Raw genomic sequence first — 17,434 nt, 5'->3', positions numbered from 1 at the left:
ACTGAGTGATTTCTTTCATGAAAAACTCGGCTTTTAGCAGCAGGTATTCCTTCTTCTGAGCAATTAATGTCTTTTGCCGGGAGGAACACTTTTCGCATGCCTAAGTGGCATATCTGTCATAAGGAAAAAATCACACTCCTTTTCTTATGGGAGTTATTTACCTGCCTTACTTCAGTTAACCAAATCCAGATCGCTAAATTTAACGTAGCCTTCAGTTTTTGAACGAGAGCCTGGCAGGGATGCATCGTATAGAGCAACTTTAACCCACTGGTCATCAATAGTTTTTATTTTTACCAGCGGCTGAGAAATGGGTTTACTAACAACGTTCTGACTTGTTATTAAAGGCTTTGACTTAAGGAAAACATCATCATGCCCTTCTTTAATCGTGAACATCACTGAATAAGGCTCTGGATCACAACCAGAATTTAATTCTAATTTTTTTATATCAAAGTCACGTCCTAAAACCGGCTTGAAAGAATCAAATTTTGCGTAGTTTTTTTTATTATCACACTCAGCTATAACCATCTGATTAGAGATCGATAAAACACCAACCTGTTCAGTGTGACCCTCTTTAAATCTAAAAAACTCTTCAGGAGTATTTTTGAAATTACTCTTAATGAACTTCTCTGTTTCCTCTACGTTAAAATAGTCTTTCACACCATTTTTTTCTTTTAAATCGTAAAGGTAATACGTTTGATTGCCCTTGCCATCAGTTTCAAAAAAACGCATCATAATAAGTGGGGGTTTTGATTTTCCTTCATCTGTCCACTGTGGAAACCAGTAAGCTTGTAATACACCTGTTATATTTTTTTGAGCAGCAGCAAAAGCGTTTGCACTAAAAAACATGGAACATAATAAGAAAATACCTGCCACTGATAGCATCATTTTTTTCATAACTTGTCCTTTATTATTTATTCATATTGTGAGCTTATTATCACTTTGAAGTTTTCAATTCCGTTTTTTTGCAAAAATGTTTTTAGCTCTTTTAGCTTTCCAACACTCCCTCCGACAAAATCTACGGCTTTTGAACTACCAATCAGAAGGCATCCATCGGTATGCTGTGGTTTGTTACCATTATGTATTAAAACATAACGCGTTACAGGAACAGCTGAGTTATATAATAGTGGGACAGGACTATATGCCCTTATCGATCCTTTAGCCGTTTGATGCCATTTAAGGTTATAAACCCCTTCCGGAATTCTTAATCTTTTATTGGGTGTTGTTGTATCAGGTCCCGGTCTCTCTAACATATAGCCAGAAATTTTTGTTCCCGGGATACTATAACGTGAAATTGTTGAATTTTCGGTTTGTAGTATCCTTTTAACCAGAATGGTTCCCTGCATAAAATAACCCTTCTCTAATCATGATAATGCAATCCCCTCAGCGAGGGGACTGCTACAACATTAAGCTTCTTTATTTTCTTTGATGTTCCAGCCAGCGCTGCTTTCTGCGCCTTTACCGCCGGAAGCACTCTGCTCCCAGTACTGCTGCTTCACTTTGGAAGCCTGGAAGGAGTAGCTCATGCCTACGGTATCGCCATTATCAGCACCAACATACTGCACGTTAGTCACCAGCACGTCTTCCAGCGTAATGCGGCTGTATTCAACCTGAGTGCCGCCAGCTTTACATACGGACAGCTCAACTTTGGCGATGTGCTTGCCGCTTGCACAGTTCTTCAGCAGCGCGGTGGTAGATTTATCGATTAGCGCTTCAACGTGCAGGTCATTAAAGTTAACTTTACCGGCACCGCCGCCGCCGCCAACAGACATGTTGCCTGGCTGAGAGGCACCCCAGGAGAAAGAAGTGATATCGGTCCAGCCTTTGTGGTTAGAGTCTTTAGACTCACCGGTTACACCGTCAACCTTCATAAACATATCAATAGCCATTATTTTCTACTCTTTATTGATGGACATTTTGCTTTTGACAAAGCAGCGACAGACAAAAAGGCATGCTTTTTGTCTTTTTTCCGACGATCTTTCAGCCGACCGTACAGAAATCTTTTAACCCGTCGCCAGGAAGTAAATTTATTTTCCCGGGAAGAGAGCATCCCGGCGGAGTAAATTAAATTTACAGATAGCATTGGCAGATATAAATTAGAGACTTATCACATGGCGCTGCACTTAAAAGGTCATCGTTAAATAATGAAAAAAACTTTTTTGTCATTACTCAGCGTTATTTTTTTAGCGCTGTCCATCTATGCTCTGTTCACGCTTGCCAGCGGCATCTGGCTGGTAGCCCGCTATGAAAATTTTGATATAAACGCCTCAGGCTTTCTTTCGGGTGAACTGCTGTTCACCGCGCTCTGCCTGGGCTTCTATTTTTTGATAAGGAAAGCGGCCAAAAAAGCGCGTTGACCGCTTTAGCTTTAATTAATCAGCTTGTAAGGGGATCCCGACTTACCTTCTGTCAGGAGCCAGCGGTAAACTCTCCCTTCAGCCTTTAGTCATCGCTTTTCAGCGAGGGCAGCTTAGAGACCAGACGCAGCGACACGGTGAGGCCTTCCAGCTGGTAGTGCGGACGCAGGAAGAATTTCGCGGCGTAGTAGCCCGGGTTATCTTCCAGCTCTTCCACCAGCACCTCGGCGGAAGCCAGCGGCTTGCGGGATTTGGTTTCCTGTGAGGAGTTGGCCGGATCGCCATCCACGTAGTTCATCACCCAGTCGTTCAGCCAGCGCTCCATCTCTTCGCGCTCGCGGAAGGAACCGATCTTGTCGCGCACGATGCACTTAAGATAATGCGCAAAGCGGCAGCAGGCGAACAGGTACGGCAGGCGCGCGGCCAGACGTGCGTTGGCGGTAGCGTCCGGATCGTGATACTCGGTCGGCTTCTGCAGCGACTGCGCGCCGATAAAGGCGGCGAAATCGGAGTTTTTGCGGTGTACCAGCGGCATAAAGCCGTTTTTCGCCAGCTCGGCTTCACGACGGTCGCTGATGGCGATTTCGGTCGGGCACTTCATGTCCACGCCGCCGTCGTCGCTCGGGAAAGTGTGGCAAGGCAGATTTTCCACCGCGCCGCCGGACTCCACGCCACGGATCGCCGTACACCAGCCAAACTCTTTGAAAGAACGGTTGATATTGGCCGCCATTGCGTAAGCGGCGTTCGCCCATGTGTAGTTGCCGTGGTTCGCGCCTTCGGTTTCTTCCTCAAAGTCGAAGCTGTCGACCGGATTGCTGCGGATGCCGTAAGGCAGACGCGACAGGAAGCGCGGCATCACCAGGCCCAGGTAGCGCGCATCTTCCGATTCACGCAGGCTGCGCCAGGCGGCGTACTCGCTGTTCTGGAAGATTTTGGTCAGGTCGCGCGGGTTTGCCAGCTCCTGCCAGGACTCCATCTGCATCACTTCCGGCGCGGTGCCGGTGATAAACGGGCAGTGTGAAGCCGCGCCGATACGCGCCATCTCGCCCAGCAGCTCTACGTCCTGCGGGCTGTGATCGAAGTAGTAGTCGCCTACCAGGCAGCCGAACGGCTCGCCGCCGAACTGGCCATACTCTTCTTCGTAGATTTTCTTGAAGATTGGGCTTTGATCCCAGCCGACGCCTTTATAGCGCTTCAGCGTGCGGCCCAGCTCTTTCTTCGAGATGCTCATAAAGCGGATTTTCAGCATCTCGTCGGTTTCAGTGTTATTCACCAGATGGCTCAGGCCGCGCCAGGCGCCTTCCAGCTGCTGGAAATCTTCGTGATGAATAATCTGGTTGACCTGCTTAGACAGCTTCTCGTCAATCTCGGCGATCAGCGCCTGAATGGTGCGGTAAGCGTCGTCAGAAGCGGTAACGGTATTTTCCAGCGCCTGCTGCGCCAGAGTTTTCACCGCGCTTTCCACCGCCGTGCGCGCAGAGTCGGTTTTCGGACGGAACTCTTTGTTCAGCAGCGAGCTGAATTCATCCTGGCTCCAGGCCTGCTGGCCCTGCTGCTCAAGCTGGGAAGGATTGGTCATTCCTGCTCTCCTTCTTTAGCCGCGTCATCCTGCTTTGGCAGATGGCTGAGAGATTGCAGCAGCGTCGGATCCTTGAGGATTTTGGCAATCAGCTCTTCCGCGCCGTTTTTGCCGTCCATATAGGTCAGCAGGTTGGAAAGCTGGGTACGCGCATCCAGCAGCTTGTTCAGCGGCTCGACGTTACGCGCCACCGCGTCCGGCGAAAAATCTTCCATGCTGTTGAAGGTCAGATCGATATTCAGATTGCCTTCGCCGGTCAGCGTGTTTTGCGCCTGGAAAGCCACGCGCGGCTTCAGCGCCTTCATGCGCTCGTCAAAGTTATCGACGTCGATATCCATAAATTTGCGTTCGTCGACCGACGGCAGGTTATCGACCGGCTTGCCGACCAGATCGGCCATCACGCCCATCACAAAAGGCAGCTCGATTTTGCGTTCTGCGCCGTAGATCTCCACGTCATACTCGATCTGTACGCGCGGCGCGCGGTTACGGGCGATAAATTTCTGCCCGCTGGATTTACTAGCCATAATGTTCTCCATTGGTATGCGCGATTAATCAGGACGCCTCAGTCGTGACGCCCGAAAATGTTTTCCAGCTGATGCACGCCGTCCGGCGCCAGGTCGCGGATAATGCTCATAAAGTCCATCTCGATCATGCGCTGTACGCGGTCGATCATCAGCGGTGCCGGATGGCTGGGTTCGTGCTGCACAAAATACTGTTTCACCTTTTCCAGCATCAGCTGCGCATCGGCGCGCGATGCGGGCTGCACGCTGCGCCAGTCGGTCTGCGTCGCCCTGACCGGCTGCTGCGTCGGGGCGCTTTCCACCTCTTCACTGGCGGTCTGCGGGAGCAGAGCGCTGACGTCGGTCATTTCGCAGGCCTGCGCGACGGTATTGACCGTTTTCAGCAGCTGCGCCATTTCCGGCACGCCGCTTTCGCCCAGGTGCTCCATCAGCGTTTCGCGAATGGTTTGTAACCGCTCACTTATGCTGCGAATAGCAATAATGCCCGGCTGCTCGCTTCGGGCCAGCTCGTCCAGCAGCCTTGCACGGCCGCCGGGGAACTCGTCGCACTCGCTTTTGCTGCCGTCCAGCAGCGCACAGGCGTCGCGCAGAGAAAGCTGATCGGCGGCGTTACGCAGCAGCAGCGACTGGCGCAAAGCCGTAGTAAGCGCTGACTTATCACCCAGAGCCGCCAGCGCGTTGATACGGTAAAAAGGATCGTAGTCGCCGTCTTCGGTCAGTACCGGCCACAGCGGCTCCCAGTAGAGCAGCAGCGACTGCTTGATCAGCTGCAGGCCGTCGGCATAGCCGCTTAAGCCCCGCAGCTGGGTCCAGGCCTGGGTCAGCGCCAGCATCACGCGCAGATCTTTGCTGCGCGTCAGCAGGCTGCCCGCCAGCCTGGCCACCTTGTTCCAGTCCGCCGGTTCAGCGGGGATAATAGTGTCGCCAAACTGCTGCTCGGCTTTGCCCGCGCTGGCCTGCTCCATCGCCATATAGTCGGCGTCATATTCCAGGTTTTCCCCGCACGGCCGATCGCTGCTGATGGGGGCTAGTAGCTCGTCAAGATTCATGGCAGTTCCTTACTCGAACATCGGCGGATAAAGACCGTGGCGGCCAGGCTTTGCGCCAGCGGCCGGATCGAACAGCATCGAAAACAGCTGGCCGGTGAAGTTGCCGCTGTGCACGTGGGTATAAAGCGGCTTGCCGTCGGCCTGATTCGTCCACCAGAAGCTGGTGTAGTGCTGCGGATCAAAGCAGTCCGACGCGCGTCGCCAGCTCAGCGTAACCGGCTGCTGGTGGTAGCCGATGGCGTCAAGAATGGCCGACTGCTGCGGCCGAGGCAGATTCAGCGCCAGCAGCGCGCCATCGAGCTGTGCCGACGACCAACCTTCACGTACGGCATTCAGCAGGATACGGCCCAGCTGCTGATACCAGTCGCCCGCCAGCGCCAGCTGCGCCTGCGTCCAGCTCTGCGGCGAAAAGGTGATCAGCGCGCAAAGCGGATAAAGCCGGCCAACGCTGTCGCGCGAGGGTACCAGGCAACCCATCTGGATCTGCTGGCCGCCCAGCATCGGCGGCACCACAAAGTTCCAGACCGGCGCGTCGGCAAACTGCCGTTCGCCCTCGGTGTTTTCCTGGCGATGCAGCAGCCCGACCTGAAACCAGTGCGACCACTGCGCCAGCAGCGCGTCCGGGAAGCGACGCTTTAAAAAATCGCCGCCGCTCGGCAGCTTTCCATACCAGCAGAGTGCGGGCGTCTGACTCATGTTGTTCTCCCGGCTCATGGGCAGGCGAAACCGGGCAGCTGGAACGGATTACGAATGCTGTTCGGCGTAAATTCCAGCGTCACGTGATGGCCGCTGACGTTAAAAGAGGCCAGGCGGCTAAGGCTGCTGCCGCCTGCGGAGAGCTGCGCGCGGTCGAAGAACCGGTTCAGCGCCCAGGCGCCGTTAGTGACCAGCGTGGCGGTGGTGCCGTTAGCCAGGCCAAGCTGCATGCGCACCTGGCTGGTGCCGCCGGGGCCGGGCCAGCTCATCAGCTGCACCGCCTGCGGGCCGTGGCTGTATTGCAGCAGCTGCCCGTCCACATCCAGCGTCATGGTCAGAATATCGTTATCCATCTGGCCGGTACGCACCGTCACGCGGTAAGAAGGCGTGGTCGCGCCGTTGGCAAAGAAGGCGTCACGAATGCTCTGCGCCTGCTGAAAAGGCCGCAGCACGCTTTCGCCACCCGGCAGCGTTTTGCCATCGATGCCGGGCATAAAGCGCCAGCTGGCCTGGGTGGTATCAACCTTGTTCGCCAGGTTGTCGCGGAAAAAGGTGTCCATCAGCCCGCTGCCCGGCGCGAACATGCGCGCCAGATCGTCCGGCGTCACTTCCGCACGCGCCGAATGCGACAGCGGATAGCGTCCGGCAATCGCCTGGCGACAGAAGCTGCCGACCTCAACGTTGATGCGCTTGCGGATATTGTCTAAATCGCGGCGCTGGGTGTCGCTGCTGGCGCCAACGGCCATACTGGTAAACATGTTCTGCAACGAGCCGGGCAGGCGGCCTGCGCTGGCCTGCAACCGGCTGATGGCGTCGCTGGTCGGCGGCGGCATGCCGCTGTTGGCGGCATCCTGCACGGCGGTAAGGTAGCGATACAGGTCATCAATCTGATGCAGGAAATCATCAAAGGCGATGGTTTTCCCGCCCTTCTCCAGCGGCTGCGCCAGCTCGGTAACAGGAGCAAAGTGAGCGGTTACTGACTGCTCCGGCGTTTGCTGCTGCTGGCTGGCTGCCGTGGCCGTCTGGCGGGCATGGAACAGCGCCTCCAGCGTGCTGCTGGCCTGCGCTTTGTTTCCCTCTTCCTTGCCGGCTTCCGGCGCGGCCTTGTCCAGCACCAGATAGTGGCTGAGATTAATCACCAGCTTGCGCAGCGGCGAATTATTGCCCGAAAGTAACCGTGCCGCGTTAATGCGCTGCGACAGATCTGCGCTGTTGTTCAGCTGGATATCCTGCAACAGCCCGTCCCACTGCCGCATATAGTCGCTCATATAGAGCTGGCGTACGGCGTAATCGGTCTGCTGCTGCGTTTCGTCCTGCACCGTCTCGCTCAGCACCCAACGGTCGTCGTCGTGCAGTGATTTAGTGACGGAAGCGATATTTTTATCGAAGCTGTTCCAGTAGCCCTCTGGCGTAAACAGGCCCGGAATACCTTCGCTAATCGATTTACCGCTCTTGCGCGCAAAGACCAGCTCGCTCTGCGGGCCGCCCAACAGCGCCAGGGAAACCGGCTTCAGGCTGTCGTCCCGTTCCAGCAGGCGTTTGAGGCGGCCATAGACGCGCTGTGACAGCGGCATCTGATTAATGAGCGCCTGCTCGCGCTTTACCAGTGCATCATCCCTTGCATAGGGTGATGCCTGGATTTGCGTTTCCAGCAGCTGCGCCAGATGCCAGTCAAGCTGTTTGATCTGTGCCTGCGTGACGTTCTGCGGCTGGCTGCGGGCGATATTCAGCATCACCCACGCATGCAGGAACTTACCGTCGTAGTGCTTCGGCTGATAGAGCATCTGGTAAGCCTTCAGCGCTTCGTAGCTATAGTCTGCGTCGCTGCCGTTATCCGCGCGCAGCCAGCTGGTGATAAGCTGCGCCACCTGCGGCATCACCAGCTGTTTCAGCGCTTTCTGGTAAAGCGCCTGGGTGGCGTCGCTGACCTCTTCGCCACGGTACAGCCCCATGCGGCGCGTAATCGGCGGATCGTTAAGGTCAAAATCGGCGCTGTCCGGCAGATGCAGCACGCCGTTCAGATAAGGCAACAGCGACCAGAGATCGGCCGTCTGCAAATCCTGGCCCAGCGCGTTAATTTTCGGCACCTTCGCCTGCACTTCCGCCAGCCAGGCTTTGTTGTTGCGGTAGCTGGTGCTCCAAAGCAGCGTGGCGACGATCAGCGCGCCCAGCAGCAGCACGTAGCCGGACCAGAGCACCGCGCGGTTACGCAGCTCCCACCAGCGGTTGCTTCCCGCCAGGCCCGCCTCCTGAAAGATCACGTTTTGTAGCAGATCCTTTAAGAAGAAGCTCTGGCCTTTGTTGCCGGGAATAGGTGCGGCTTTATCCACCTTATCCCAGGCACCGCTGTTGCCGCTGTCGGACGCTGGCAGCTGAAGCGTACGGCTCAGCTCGCCCATCACCCGGTCGAACGGCAGGCCTTCCTGGGTGCCGCTGGCGAAATAGATACCGCGCGGCGAAAACTGCGTTTCAAAGTTGGAGCGACTGAATACCGTCTCCAGGTAGTCGTTAAGCAGCGGACGCAGCGCCGCGAACTCCTGCGGGAACAGATAGCTTTCCGCACGGGTTTGGGCATCGCTTTCCTGGATCAGCGTATCCGGCAGGCCCGCATCCAGCCGCTGCTGCAGCAGCGCGTATTCCTGCGTGAAAGCGCCGAGCAGATCGAAATCGGCCTGTTTCGCGCGCTCCCAGGGAAAGGTGAAGCCCCAGACCTGATCGCGCTGCGCTTTATCAAACTTGCTGAAATAGGCGTTAAAGCCCTTCAGCAAATCGGTTTTGGTTACCAGCATATAAACCGGAAAGCGAATGCCCAGCTGTTCGTGCAGCTCCATCAGCCGCTGGCGCAGCGACAGCGCCTGCTGACGCGAGGCCTCCGCCGACTGGGTCATCAGGTCTGAGACGCTGACGGTGACGATCACGCCGTTGACCGGCTGGCGACCGCGGTACTTGCGCAGCAGATCGATAAATTTGCTCCACTCGCTGGCGTCCTGCTGCTGCTCGCTCTCCTGCGTGGTGTAGCGACCCGCCGTATCCAGCAGCACCGCCTCGTTGGTAAACCACCAGTCGCAGTTGCGCGTGCCGCCGATGCCGCGCAGGGCGGCTTTGCCAAAGCGGTCGGCCAGCGGAAACTGCAGGCCGGAATTCGCCAGCGCGGTGGTTTTCCCCGCGCCGGGTGCGCCGATAATCACATACCACGGCAGCTGGTAGAGATACTGACGGCTGAAGCGCTGCGTCCAGCGGCGGTTGCCCGCGCGGCTGAAGTGCGCTTTTTTCAACAGCTCGGCGGCTTCGGTAAAGCGCTCCGCCAGTACGCGATCTTCGCTGGTCAGGCGCTTGACGTTCGGATCGTTCTCCTCCGTGGCCGGATTCAGGCTACCCATCAGCTTGCGGTTCAGCCAGGCGTTGTAAAGACGCGGCACCACGTTGCTCAGGCCCCAGGCGATATACAGCAGCGCGATACTGATCTGGCGATTGACTTCCGGCTCCAGCGGCCGCGAGTCGACGATAGAGAAAACCGGCCCGATCACCCAGATAATGAATGACAGCGCGGTAATGCCGAGAAAGCCCCACATCAGCCGGTTGGTCATAATGGCAAACAGAATATTCATCATCCGTTAATTTCCTTGCTGCGACGTCAGTTCCGCGCGGGTGTTGTCAGGGGAAACCAGCAGCGTGATATCCACACGGCGGTTGCGCGCCCGATTGGCAGCGGTGGTGTTCGGTACCAGCGGATTGGTTTCACCGCGCCCTTCCGCCTTCACGCGCGCGGGCTGGCTCAGCGTCTGCTGTAGCCGTTCCTGCACCGATTTCGCTCTTGCCAACGACAGCTCGTAGTTAGAGGCGAAGCGGGCGCTGCGGATCGGCACGTTGTCGCTATAGCCAATTACCAGAATGCGGCCGCTGACGTTGTTCATCGCCTGAGCAATGCGATCCAGCACCTCTTCATAGCGGCCGCGCACGGTCGTGGAGCCGGAGGTAAACAGGCCGTCGCCTTTCAGCGTCACCACGCTTTGGTCCGCTTCGTCTTTCACCGACACCAGTCCCTCGTCGATTTCCGGCTTCAGGAAGGCTTTCAGGTTCAGCGCGGCGGGCGCGGGCGGCGCGGGATTGTGAATGGTTACTTCCGGCAGCGAGGTCTGATACACCGAGGCCAGCACCGGGCTGGTCGCGTCGCTCAGCCGCCAGTTCAGCAGGATGTAGAGCAGACAGGCCAGCAGACCCACCAGCGCGGCACAGGCCCACAGCGGCACAACCGGCCGCCACAGCCTGCGCGTGACCGGATGATCTTCCGGATGCGGCGACAGCGGCGGCGGATAGCCGCCGCGCACCGAACGGATCATTTGCAGCAGGCGGCTTTTGATCGTCTCCAGCTGGGAACGGCCGTTATCCAGCACGCGATAGCGCCCTTCAAATCCCAGCTGCAGGCAGTAGTTGATCAGCTCCAGCAGCACAATCTGTTCGCGCGGATTCTGCGACAGCTTGGCCAGCAGTTGGAAAAACTTCTCGCCGCCCCAGGTTTCATTATGAAAGGTCACCAGCAGGCCCTGCCCCGGCCAGGCGGCGCTGCCCCAGGGCGTCAGCGCCGCCGCCTCGTCAATAGCGGTGCACAGGCAGTAGCGCGCGCCGATAATCACCTCGTAAGGCAGCCCGGCGCGCTGGCAGTGCATTTCAAACTGGCGGATTTCATCGATCAGCCGCTGGCGCAGTCCGCCAGGATCGGCGTGCGTCACCGAGTGGCGGATCTGCGGGATTGCATTCAGTAGGGGATTTGCCGCCGCAACCAGCGGGTTAACGCTGCTCGCGCCCGAAAAAATGTCGCCCTGTGCGGCGGCCTGTCGTTGCTGCATGTCTCTTGCTCCTGACGTCAGGCGGAATGACTACGAATGGCCCAGAATTCCATGGCGAGGCCGGGAAAATCGCCGGCGAGATGAAGCGCGAAGGTGCCGGACTTTTCCATTTCCTGCCAAAGCTCGCTGCCCTTATCCAGTTCAAAATAGCTGTAGCCGGCGTGCCACGGGATCTGCGGCGGCGCGACCGACATCGGACGCAGGATCATACCCGGCAGCTGTAGCTGCACCAGATCGCGGATTTTTGTAACAGGCGCGACTTTCATCTGCGCAGGGAAGTGGGTCAGCAGCGTATCGGCAGGCACGCTGGCGCGCACCGCCAGCACAAAGCCAAACTCGCGCACCATTGAGCTGGTCGGCACCGTCGCCACGTTCAGCCCGTGCGACCGTTCGGTCAGCGGCAGCTGCACGGCATTTTCTTCCAGCACCTGCGACAGCCCCTGACGCAGCATCAGCATCAGCCTGCCAAAGCAGCGCGCCAAATCGTCATGGTCGTAAACCGGCAGCGAACCGTCCGGAAAACGCTGCGGCGTGTAGGTCGCCAGCTCACAGGCAAACGCCAGCCAGCTGGCGAAAAGGGTTTCCGGGTGCAGCAGCGGCAGATTTTTCAGGTGGCTGACGTGGCCCAGATGGTGGTTAACCAACGCCAGCAGCATAAAGTCGACCATATCCGCAGTATTGAAACGCCCCGGCTGCTGGAGCCGCTGGCCGATTTGCTGGCTGCGCTGCTGCAACAGGCCTGGCATATCGTTGAGGTAGTCGCCAAGCTGCGGGCTGGCGCCGCAGTTCAGCATCGGCGGAATATAGCCGCTTTCCAGCCGCACCTGATTGCTGCGCTTCTCCAGCACTTTTACCACGGCCATCGCCGTCCATTCGGCGCTCAGCTCGCTTTCCAGCATCAGGCGCAGGCGCAGCTTGCCGAACTGCACGGCGGCCGGGCTGACCGACAGCGCGTTGCAGTCGTCTACCTCTTGCTCAAACGTGATATAGCGCGCCAGTGAGTCGGCAGTTTCGCTGAAGATCACCTCGTCGCGGCCGTTGCGGCGCGCGGGCAGCGCCAGCAGCACTTTTTCACTGCCCTGTCCGTCCGGTATTGCCAGCGGCGGCGGGCCGTTTTTGCCGTCACGGAACGAGAAGAAGGTGCCGTCGGGCAGCAGCCCGCTGGCCGAACTGAGGGCGACTTTACCCTGGCGCAGCAGCGCCTCGTCAATTTCGTAGTCGAGAAAGCCCCACATATAGGGTCGCTGCGCCTGGCCCCACTGATTCAGCAGGCTTTGCTGATAGCTTTCCGCCTGCTGAAAATGATGCGGGCGCAGGAACATGCCTTCGGTCCAGACCACTTTTTCTGCTTTGTTCATAAGGCTTCCGTTTTCAGGCTGGCGTCAGTGACTGACGGCAAGGAGTCCGCTGTCGTTAGCGACGAGGGTGGCCTGCAGCAGGCTGTCCGTCTGCTGCCAGATCGTGCTGGCGTCCGCGCCGGACGGCAACGGCAGCGCAAGGCGCCACTTTTTGCCGTCGAGCGACTGGTATTCTGCAAGCACGCCTATATACCGAGCCTCGGCCGGCAGCGGCCCGCTCAGGGTATCGGCGCTTTTTCCGGGCATCAGGAAGAGTTGTTCGCTGTTCAGCAACGCGCCGCCCAGCAGAGCACCCGTTTTGTTTTGCAGCGAATAAAAATCGGCGGACAGGAAATCGGCGTCGGACCGGAGCAGCAATACGCGCACCTTCAGCGGCGCGCCATGATTAATCTGCGAAGGGTGCCTGAACGCCAGGCTGTAGTGAGAAGGTACGCTGTGCGAAGTGCAGCCTGTCAGCAAGCTGAATGCCATCAGGAAAAGCGCCTGAAAGCTCAGGCGCAAAACGTTTCTGTTCATGATTATTAGCTACTGGATTATTAGCTACCGGATTAGTCGATCACCCAGGTTCCGCTGTTGCTGTTCTGGCAGGCTTTGCTGTCGCCATCCACCGCAACGCAGGTCTTTTTCGCCGGCGCGCGAACGCGTTTGCGGCGGGCATCGGCTTTTACAGTCTTATCGTAAAGATCGCTTTTCACTACGGCGCGCAGCGGCACGTAGCCAATCAGCTGCTCTTCTCCGCTTTCGGCGATGGCGAACCAGTTGTTTTCAACCGAGCCGAGCACGGTATAGGGCTTGCCGTTTTCCAGATGGCTGACCAGCTTGCCGCCAAAGTCAGGGCGCGTCATCACCGAAGCGGCGTAAAGCGCCCGATATTCCTCGTTCACCGGGGTGAAAGAGAGCGGCGGCTGTACCGCATGGCGATAGGTCAGCTTAACGCCGTCGACGGTGCTGGAAACGATCGTATCGTCGGTCATTGGCGGCGGCGGCGCCTTACATCCCGCCACAGTCAGAACAAAAAGCAGGCTTAGTGCAATTCGAATTTTCACCCGGGTCCTCATGATTTCTGTTTAAAAAGGCGTGTGCGAAAGCGCGACGGGAAGCGGCCCGGGCAGCCTGAAGCAAAAGTCAGCTATTGGCTGGCCGCACCACGTGGAAAAACAGCCTCTGCCGCGCCCGATTAGTACAATGGTTAACACAACCGAAGCGTTCCTGTTTACCCGCCAGCGGGAGAGCAACGTCTGGTTAGCGGATTAATTATTAAGCAAGCCAGCGATTAAAACAGGCGCTGACCGTGTTATAGCACCATTTAAAGCTGGACATTCAGCGATTTTTTGCGGCATGCCGTGCTCGATCCGTCTGAAAATTAACCGTTCAGGTAACCGTTTTTTCAGATTTTCTTTATTGATTGTCCGTAGCAATTATGCGGACAAAAAAAACAATAACGTCAGATAAATGAACCAATTAGTCATTTATTCTGCGTCACCATAGCTACCGCACGGGCCAGTACTGAAGCAGGCTGCCCGTATAAAACCCAGGGATTAACCCTCCCTTTTTTCGGCAAGTTTACAGAGTCCTTCCAATTATTCAACGTTATGCCCCGCCACAGCAAAGCTTTAGCCTTGCTAATGTAAAAAAAATAAACAAAATTTGACCGTTCTGGCGCACATTTTTCCGAAAGCGCCCCTTTTTGATGATGTTTTCTTCACCCTGCAATTGCATTTAGTTACTAAAAAACTAATTATAAATAACTAAATATTATATAGCCTCAGTCCGTGCTGGCACTGAACTTTAATACAGGGGAGAAAGGTAATTTCGGAGAGAAAATAAAAAAAATAAAGTATCGGATGAGGCGATTATTTCCGTCCCATCCAGTTACTTACGCTGACTAAAGAAAAATTGAGAGGTTTTTGCTGCGGAAAAGCCAAACTTAAGCAATCAGAATCTCTTCGAGTTCCTGTAGCGTGGCGACCTGCCAGGTCGGGGTTATGCCGTCGGGCAAAGGACGGTTATCGGCGTTCAGCCAGCAGGTCGCCAGCCCGGCGCGCATCCCGCCCAGAATGTCTGAATCGGGGTTGTCGCCTACCATCATTACCCGCTCGCGCGAGGGATTGCCCATCTTTTCCAGCGCGTGATCGAAGATAGCCGGATGCGGCTTGGCGTGACCGACCTGTTCGGAAATCACCAGCAGGTCGAAATAGTCCAGAAAACCGGTGCGCTCCAGGCGGATTTGTTGCAGGGCGGTAAAGCCGTTGGTGATGATGCCCATCTTCACGTTACCCTTCAGGCTGTTGAGCAAATTCACCGCGCCGGTCAGCGGCAGGCAAAGCTCGGCCATCGCGCTCAAAAAACCGTTGTTGAGATCGAGCGGCGTGACGTTCAGCCTGTCGGCCCAGCCCTGGAAACGCTGGTGCTGTAGCTGAAGCGCGGTAATAGCGCCGTTCTGATACTCTACCCACAGCGGTTTGTTAACCGACTGGTATTCCTGATAATCATCCGCTGAGAACACCACGTCATACTGCTGAAACAGACGCTGCAACCCGGCGTACGCATCAAAGTGAAACAGCGTGTCGTCAGCGTCAAACAATATCCAGTCCCACTCTTTAAGCATTCGTTACCCTTAAATAGTTAGCGCCATGATAATGGCATCTTCCTTCCCCCCGGCGGTGGGGTAATAGTTACGGCGTACCGATACCTCATTGAAATCGAGCTGCTGATAAAGCGCGATGGCGGCCCGATTCGAGGCGCGAACTTCCAGCCACAGCGTCAGCACGCCGCGCTGTTCCAGTTCGCCGATCAGATGTTGCAGCAGCGTTCGGCCAAGGCCGCGACGCTGAAAAGCCGGATCGACCGCGAGATTAAACAGCGTGGCCTCGTCCAGCACGATTTGCGTGATAGCGAAGGCCGCCATTTCCGTACCGACATCCAGCCGGTAGTTCAGATAGCGCTCGCCCTGGTTGCTGGCAAAGGTTTTTTCACTCCAGGGAAAAGCGTGGCTGCGCTGCTCAATGGCGAAAGCGCGGTCAAGATCTTGCGGCGTCAGTAAAGAAATCGGATTCATAATGGGTGATCTGCTGCCAGAGCGCGCGTTTGGCGTCGGCATTATGGTAAAGCTCCGCCAGTACGGGCGAAGCGAGTTGAGCGCCGTCGATCGCGACCGGCTCGGCCAGGCCCAGGCACCAGCTGGGGCAGCGCGTGTCGTCGGGCAGCATAGCCAGCTGCTCCGGCGTCAGCGCCATCACCTCATGCTCGCGCATCAGCAGCGCGGCCAGCACGTCGCGGATCAGCGGATCGGTTAACGGCGGCGGCGTTTCCGCCACGATGATCAGCCGGGTCTGTTCCGGCAGCGAAACAGAGACTTCGCCGTGCAGGGCGCGCGGACGCCGCAGCGTATACTGCGTAATACCCATCTGCTGTAATAACCAGTCACGTCTGGAAGACATCATTTTTCCCGTCTGGTCGCCCAATTGCGACGCTATGCTAGCAAACCCATCGAATCTGCGCCAACAAACCACTATAATCGCCGCTCTGATTTGTAAGGAGCCACCGATGTCCGCATTTACCCCGGCCAGTGAAGTGATACTGCGCCACAGTGATGAATTTACTCAACGCCGCGTGCTGTTTGCTGGCGATCTGCAGGATGACCTGCCCGCCCAACTGGATACCGCGCTGAGCCGGGTACATACCCAGCAATATCATCACTGGCAGATCCTCAGCCGCATGATGGGTGAAAATGCCTTTTATGGTCTGGTGGCGACGCCGGAAATGGTCGCCGACTGCGACACGCTGGTCTATTTCTGGCCGAAAAACAAGCCGGAAGCGCTGTTCCAGCTGGAAAACCTGCTCTCTTTATTGCCGGTCGGCAGCGAGCTGTTTATCGTCGGCGAAAACCGCAGCGGCGTGCGCAGCGCCACGGATATCGTGGAAGGCTGGGCCACTCTGAATAAGATCGACAGCGCACGCCGCTGCGGACTTTATCACGGGCGGCTGGATGCGCAGCCAGAATTTGACGCTAAGGCGTACTGGAACGATTACGAGCTGGGCGATCTGACCATCAAAACGCTGCCGGGCGTGTTCAGCCGCGACGGCCTGGATGCGGGCAGCAACCTGCTGCTGTCCACGCTGACGCCGCATATGAAAGGCAAAGTGCTGGATATCGGCTGCGGCGCGGGCGTGCTTTCCGCTATGCTGGCGCGCTTCTCGCCGAAGGTGCGTCTGACGCTGACCGACGTTAACGCCGCAGCGGTAGAAGCGAGCAAAGCCACGCTGGCCGCCAACGAGCTGGAAGGCGAGGTCTTCGCCAGCAACGTCTATTCCGACGTGCAGGGACGTTTCGATCTGATTATCTCCAATCCACCGTTCCATGACGGCATGCAGACCAGCCTGGACGCGGCGCAGACGCTGATCCGCGGCGCGGCTAAACATCTGAATATGGGCGGCGAACTGCGTATTGTCGCCAACGCCTTCCTGCCTTATGCACAGGTGCTGGATGAAACCTTCGGCAGCCACGAAGTACTGGCGCAGACGGGCCGATTTAAAGTCTATCGCGCCGTCTGGTCACGCGCGGCCAAAACGAAGCGCTAATTTATTCCGTCCCGCACCTTTTCCGGTGTGGGACGCTGCCCTCTTCTTTTCCCGGACGGTAATTGCCGTCTTCCCGCCAGCCAGATGCCGCTTTTTGCGCACTGATTGCTCTGCCTGCCTCAACCCGATGACGCTTTTTGCAGCGATCGCCGCAGCCGCGTTAAATAACTGTTGACGTGTCGGGGAAAATCTCTAGAATGCGCCTCCGTGGTTGCAATATAACGTTGTTATGTTGACGGTACGCGAAGGTGGCGGAATTGGTAGACGCGCTAGCTTCAGGTGTTAGTGTCCTTACGGACGTGAGGGTTCAAGTCCCTCTCTTCGCACCAAAAACCACGTTATTCATATTACGCAGCATCTGCGCGAAGGTGGCGGAATTGGTAGACGCGCTAGCTTCAGGTGTTAGTGTTCTTACGGACGTGAGGGTTCAAGTCCCTCTCTTCGCACCA

At 56.7% G+C, this 17,434-nt stretch carries 17 protein-coding genes and 2 tRNA genes; 4 read left to right on the top strand and 15 right to left on the bottom strand.

Features of this window, described 5'->3' with window-relative positions; translation table 11 throughout:
- Window positions 1-171: 171 nt before the first annotated feature.
- From EGK14_RS17865 to EGK14_RS17855, 3 genes are read right to left on the bottom strand one after another with little or no spacing between them, the layout of a single operon-like run.
- On the bottom strand, window positions 172-894 hold the full coding sequence (locus tag EGK14_RS17865; RefSeq protein WP_125290446.1) for a hypothetical protein: 723 nt from the start codon (window positions 892-894) through the stop codon (window positions 172-174).
- A gap of 17 nt (window positions 895-911) precedes the next feature.
- A complete protein-coding gene (locus EGK14_RS17860; RefSeq protein WP_125290445.1) occupies window positions 912-1,343 on the bottom strand; it encodes a DUF5675 family protein in 432 nt (143 codons plus the stop codon).
- 60 nt (window positions 1,344-1,403) lie between these two features.
- Window positions 1,404-1,886, bottom strand: a complete 483-nt coding sequence (locus tag EGK14_RS17855) for a type VI secretion system tube protein Hcp (RefSeq protein WP_125290444.1) — start codon at window positions 1,884-1,886, stop codon at window positions 1,404-1,406.
- Between the two features lie 255 nt (window positions 1,887-2,141).
- Between EGK14_RS17855 and EGK14_RS17850 the strand changes: the two genes are divergently transcribed.
- Entirely contained in the window at window positions 2,142-2,354 is a 213-nt protein-coding gene (locus EGK14_RS17850; RefSeq protein ID WP_125290443.1) for a hypothetical protein, read from the top strand.
- 85 nt (window positions 2,355-2,439) lie between these two features.
- Here EGK14_RS17850 and tssC read toward each other — a convergent pair whose 3' ends face one another.
- The 12 genes from tssC to EGK14_RS17790 form a co-directional block, all read right to left on the bottom strand.
- The gene (gene tssC / locus EGK14_RS17845; RefSeq protein WP_125290442.1) at window positions 2,440-3,933 is read right to left on the bottom strand and encodes a type VI secretion system contractile sheath large subunit; all 1,494 of its coding nucleotides are present in this window, start codon (window positions 3,931-3,933) and stop codon (window positions 2,440-2,442) included.
- Window positions 3,930-4,469: a type VI secretion system contractile sheath small subunit gene (gene tssB, locus EGK14_RS17840; RefSeq protein ID WP_199746474.1), complete on the bottom strand. Its 540-nt coding sequence runs from the start codon at window positions 4,467-4,469 to the stop codon at window positions 3,930-3,932. Before tssB ends, tssC begins: the two co-directional genes overlap by 4 nt.
- A gap of 26 nt (window positions 4,470-4,495) precedes the next feature.
- Entirely contained in the window at window positions 4,496-5,503 is a 1,008-nt protein-coding gene (gene tssA / locus EGK14_RS17835; protein WP_125290440.1) for a type VI secretion system protein TssA, read from the bottom strand.
- Between the two features lie 9 nt (window positions 5,504-5,512).
- Window positions 5,513-6,199, bottom strand: a complete 687-nt coding sequence (tagF, locus tag EGK14_RS17830; protein ID WP_125290439.1) for a type VI secretion system-associated protein TagF — start codon at window positions 6,197-6,199, stop codon at window positions 5,513-5,515.
- Window positions 6,200-6,213: 14 nt separating this feature from the next.
- The gene (gene tssM, locus EGK14_RS17825) at window positions 6,214-9,810 is read right to left on the bottom strand and encodes a type VI secretion system membrane subunit TssM (protein WP_125290438.1); all 3,597 of its coding nucleotides are present in this window, start codon (window positions 9,808-9,810) and stop codon (window positions 6,214-6,216) included.
- 3 nt (window positions 9,811-9,813) lie between these two features.
- Window positions 9,814-11,046, bottom strand: coding sequence for a DotU family type VI secretion system protein (locus tag EGK14_RS17820; protein ID WP_125290437.1), 1,233 nt, complete (start codon window positions 11,044-11,046; stop codon window positions 9,814-9,816).
- A 17-nt stretch (window positions 11,047-11,063) separates the two neighbouring features.
- Window positions 11,064-12,404 (bottom strand): type VI secretion system baseplate subunit TssK, encoded by a 1,341-nt coding sequence (tssK, locus tag EGK14_RS17815; RefSeq protein WP_125290436.1) that lies wholly within the window; start codon window positions 12,402-12,404, stop codon window positions 11,064-11,066.
- A 24-nt stretch (window positions 12,405-12,428) separates the two neighbouring features.
- The gene (gene tssJ, locus EGK14_RS17810; RefSeq protein WP_199746472.1) at window positions 12,429-12,920 is read right to left on the bottom strand and encodes a type VI secretion system lipoprotein TssJ; all 492 of its coding nucleotides are present in this window, start codon (window positions 12,918-12,920) and stop codon (window positions 12,429-12,431) included.
- Between the two features lie 32 nt (window positions 12,921-12,952).
- Window positions 12,953-13,450, bottom strand: a complete 498-nt coding sequence (locus EGK14_RS17805; protein ID WP_125290434.1) for an SH3 domain-containing protein — start codon at window positions 13,448-13,450, stop codon at window positions 12,953-12,955.
- A gap of 881 nt (window positions 13,451-14,331) precedes the next feature.
- Complete coding sequence (gene yjjG / locus EGK14_RS17800; protein ID WP_125290433.1) at window positions 14,332-15,012, bottom strand: pyrimidine 5'-nucleotidase; 681 nt, start codon at window positions 15,010-15,012, stop codon at window positions 14,332-14,334.
- 9 nt (window positions 15,013-15,021) lie between these two features.
- On the bottom strand, window positions 15,022-15,462 hold the full coding sequence (rimI, locus tag EGK14_RS17795) for a ribosomal protein S18-alanine N-acetyltransferase (RefSeq protein ID WP_125290432.1): 441 nt from the start codon (window positions 15,460-15,462) through the stop codon (window positions 15,022-15,024).
- On the bottom strand, window positions 15,425-15,844 hold the full coding sequence (locus EGK14_RS17790) for a DNA polymerase III subunit psi (RefSeq protein WP_125290543.1): 420 nt from the start codon (window positions 15,842-15,844) through the stop codon (window positions 15,425-15,427). Before EGK14_RS17790 ends, rimI begins: the two co-directional genes overlap by 38 nt.
- Before the next feature lie 106 nt (window positions 15,845-15,950).
- Here EGK14_RS17790 and rsmC point away from each other — a divergent pair, with 106 nt between their 5' ends.
- The 3 genes from rsmC to EGK14_RS17775 all read left to right on the top strand — a co-directional run bounded on the left by rsmC (window position 15,951) and on the right by EGK14_RS17775 (window position 17,434).
- Window positions 15,951-16,985: a 16S rRNA (guanine(1207)-N(2))-methyltransferase RsmC gene (gene rsmC / locus EGK14_RS17785; protein WP_125290431.1), complete on the top strand. Its 1,035-nt coding sequence runs from the start codon at window positions 15,951-15,953 to the stop codon at window positions 16,983-16,985.
- Window positions 16,986-17,227: 242 nt separating this feature from the next.
- Window positions 17,228-17,314: transfer RNA gene (locus tag EGK14_RS17780), tRNA-Leu, on the top strand.
- Between the two features lie 33 nt (window positions 17,315-17,347).
- Window positions 17,348-17,434 (top strand) — tRNA-Leu (locus tag EGK14_RS17775).

It is taken from the genome of Erwinia sp. 198 (genome assembly GCF_003937915.1).
Taxonomy (GTDB): domain Bacteria; phylum Pseudomonadota; class Gammaproteobacteria; order Enterobacterales; family Enterobacteriaceae; genus Erwinia; species Erwinia aeris.
The sequence above is the reverse complement of the archived record's forward strand: the minus strand, read 5'-3'. Positions and strand labels throughout refer to the sequence as shown.

What these genes read in the sequence shown, in the direction of transcription:
- EGK14_RS17865 (WP_125290446.1), bottom strand. Translation starts at nt 894, where the DNA reads ATGAAAAAAATGATGCTATCAGTGGCAGGTATTTTCTTATTATGTTCC.
- EGK14_RS17860 (WP_125290445.1), bottom strand. Translation starts at nt 1,343, where the DNA reads ATGCAGGGAACCATTCTGGTTAAAAGGATACTACAAACCGAAAATTCA.
- EGK14_RS17855 (WP_125290444.1), bottom strand. Translation starts at nt 1,886, where the DNA reads ATGGCTATTGATATGTTTATGAAGGTTGACGGTGTAACCGGTGAGTCT.
- EGK14_RS17850 (WP_125290443.1), top strand. Translation starts at nt 2,142, where the DNA reads ATGAAAAAAACTTTTTTGTCATTACTCAGCGTTATTTTTTTAGCGCTG.
- tssC (WP_125290442.1), bottom strand. Translation starts at nt 3,933, where the DNA reads ATGACCAATCCTTCCCAGCTTGAGCAGCAGGGCCAGCAGGCCTGGAGC.
- tssB (WP_199746474.1), bottom strand. Translation starts at nt 4,469, where the DNA reads ATGGAGAACATTATGGCTAGTAAATCCAGCGGGCAGAAATTTATCGCC.
- tssA (WP_125290440.1), bottom strand. Translation starts at nt 5,503, where the DNA reads ATGAATCTTGACGAGCTACTAGCCCCCATCAGCAGCGATCGGCCGTGC.
- tagF (WP_125290439.1), bottom strand. Translation starts at nt 6,199, where the DNA reads ATGAGTCAGACGCCCGCACTCTGCTGGTATGGAAAGCTGCCGAGCGGC.
- tssM (WP_125290438.1), bottom strand. Translation starts at nt 9,810, where the DNA reads ATGATGAATATTCTGTTTGCCATTATGACCAACCGGCTGATGTGGGGC.
- EGK14_RS17820 (WP_125290437.1), bottom strand. Translation starts at nt 11,046, where the DNA reads ATGCAGCAACGACAGGCCGCCGCACAGGGCGACATTTTTTCGGGCGCG.
- tssK (WP_125290436.1), bottom strand. Translation starts at nt 12,404, where the DNA reads ATGAACAAAGCAGAAAAAGTGGTCTGGACCGAAGGCATGTTCCTGCGC.
- tssJ (WP_199746472.1), bottom strand. Translation starts at nt 12,920, where the DNA reads ATGAACAGAAACGTTTTGCGCCTGAGCTTTCAGGCGCTTTTCCTGATG.
- yjjG (WP_125290433.1), bottom strand. Translation starts at nt 15,012, where the DNA reads ATGCTTAAAGAGTGGGACTGGATATTGTTTGACGCTGACGACACGCTG.
- rimI (WP_125290432.1), bottom strand. Translation starts at nt 15,462, where the DNA reads ATGAATCCGATTTCTTTACTGACGCCGCAAGATCTTGACCGCGCTTTC.
- EGK14_RS17790 (WP_125290543.1), bottom strand. Translation starts at nt 15,844, where the DNA reads ATGTCTTCCAGACGTGACTGGTTATTACAGCAGATGGGTATTACGCAG.
- rsmC (WP_125290431.1), top strand. Translation starts at nt 15,951, where the DNA reads ATGTCCGCATTTACCCCGGCCAGTGAAGTGATACTGCGCCACAGTGAT.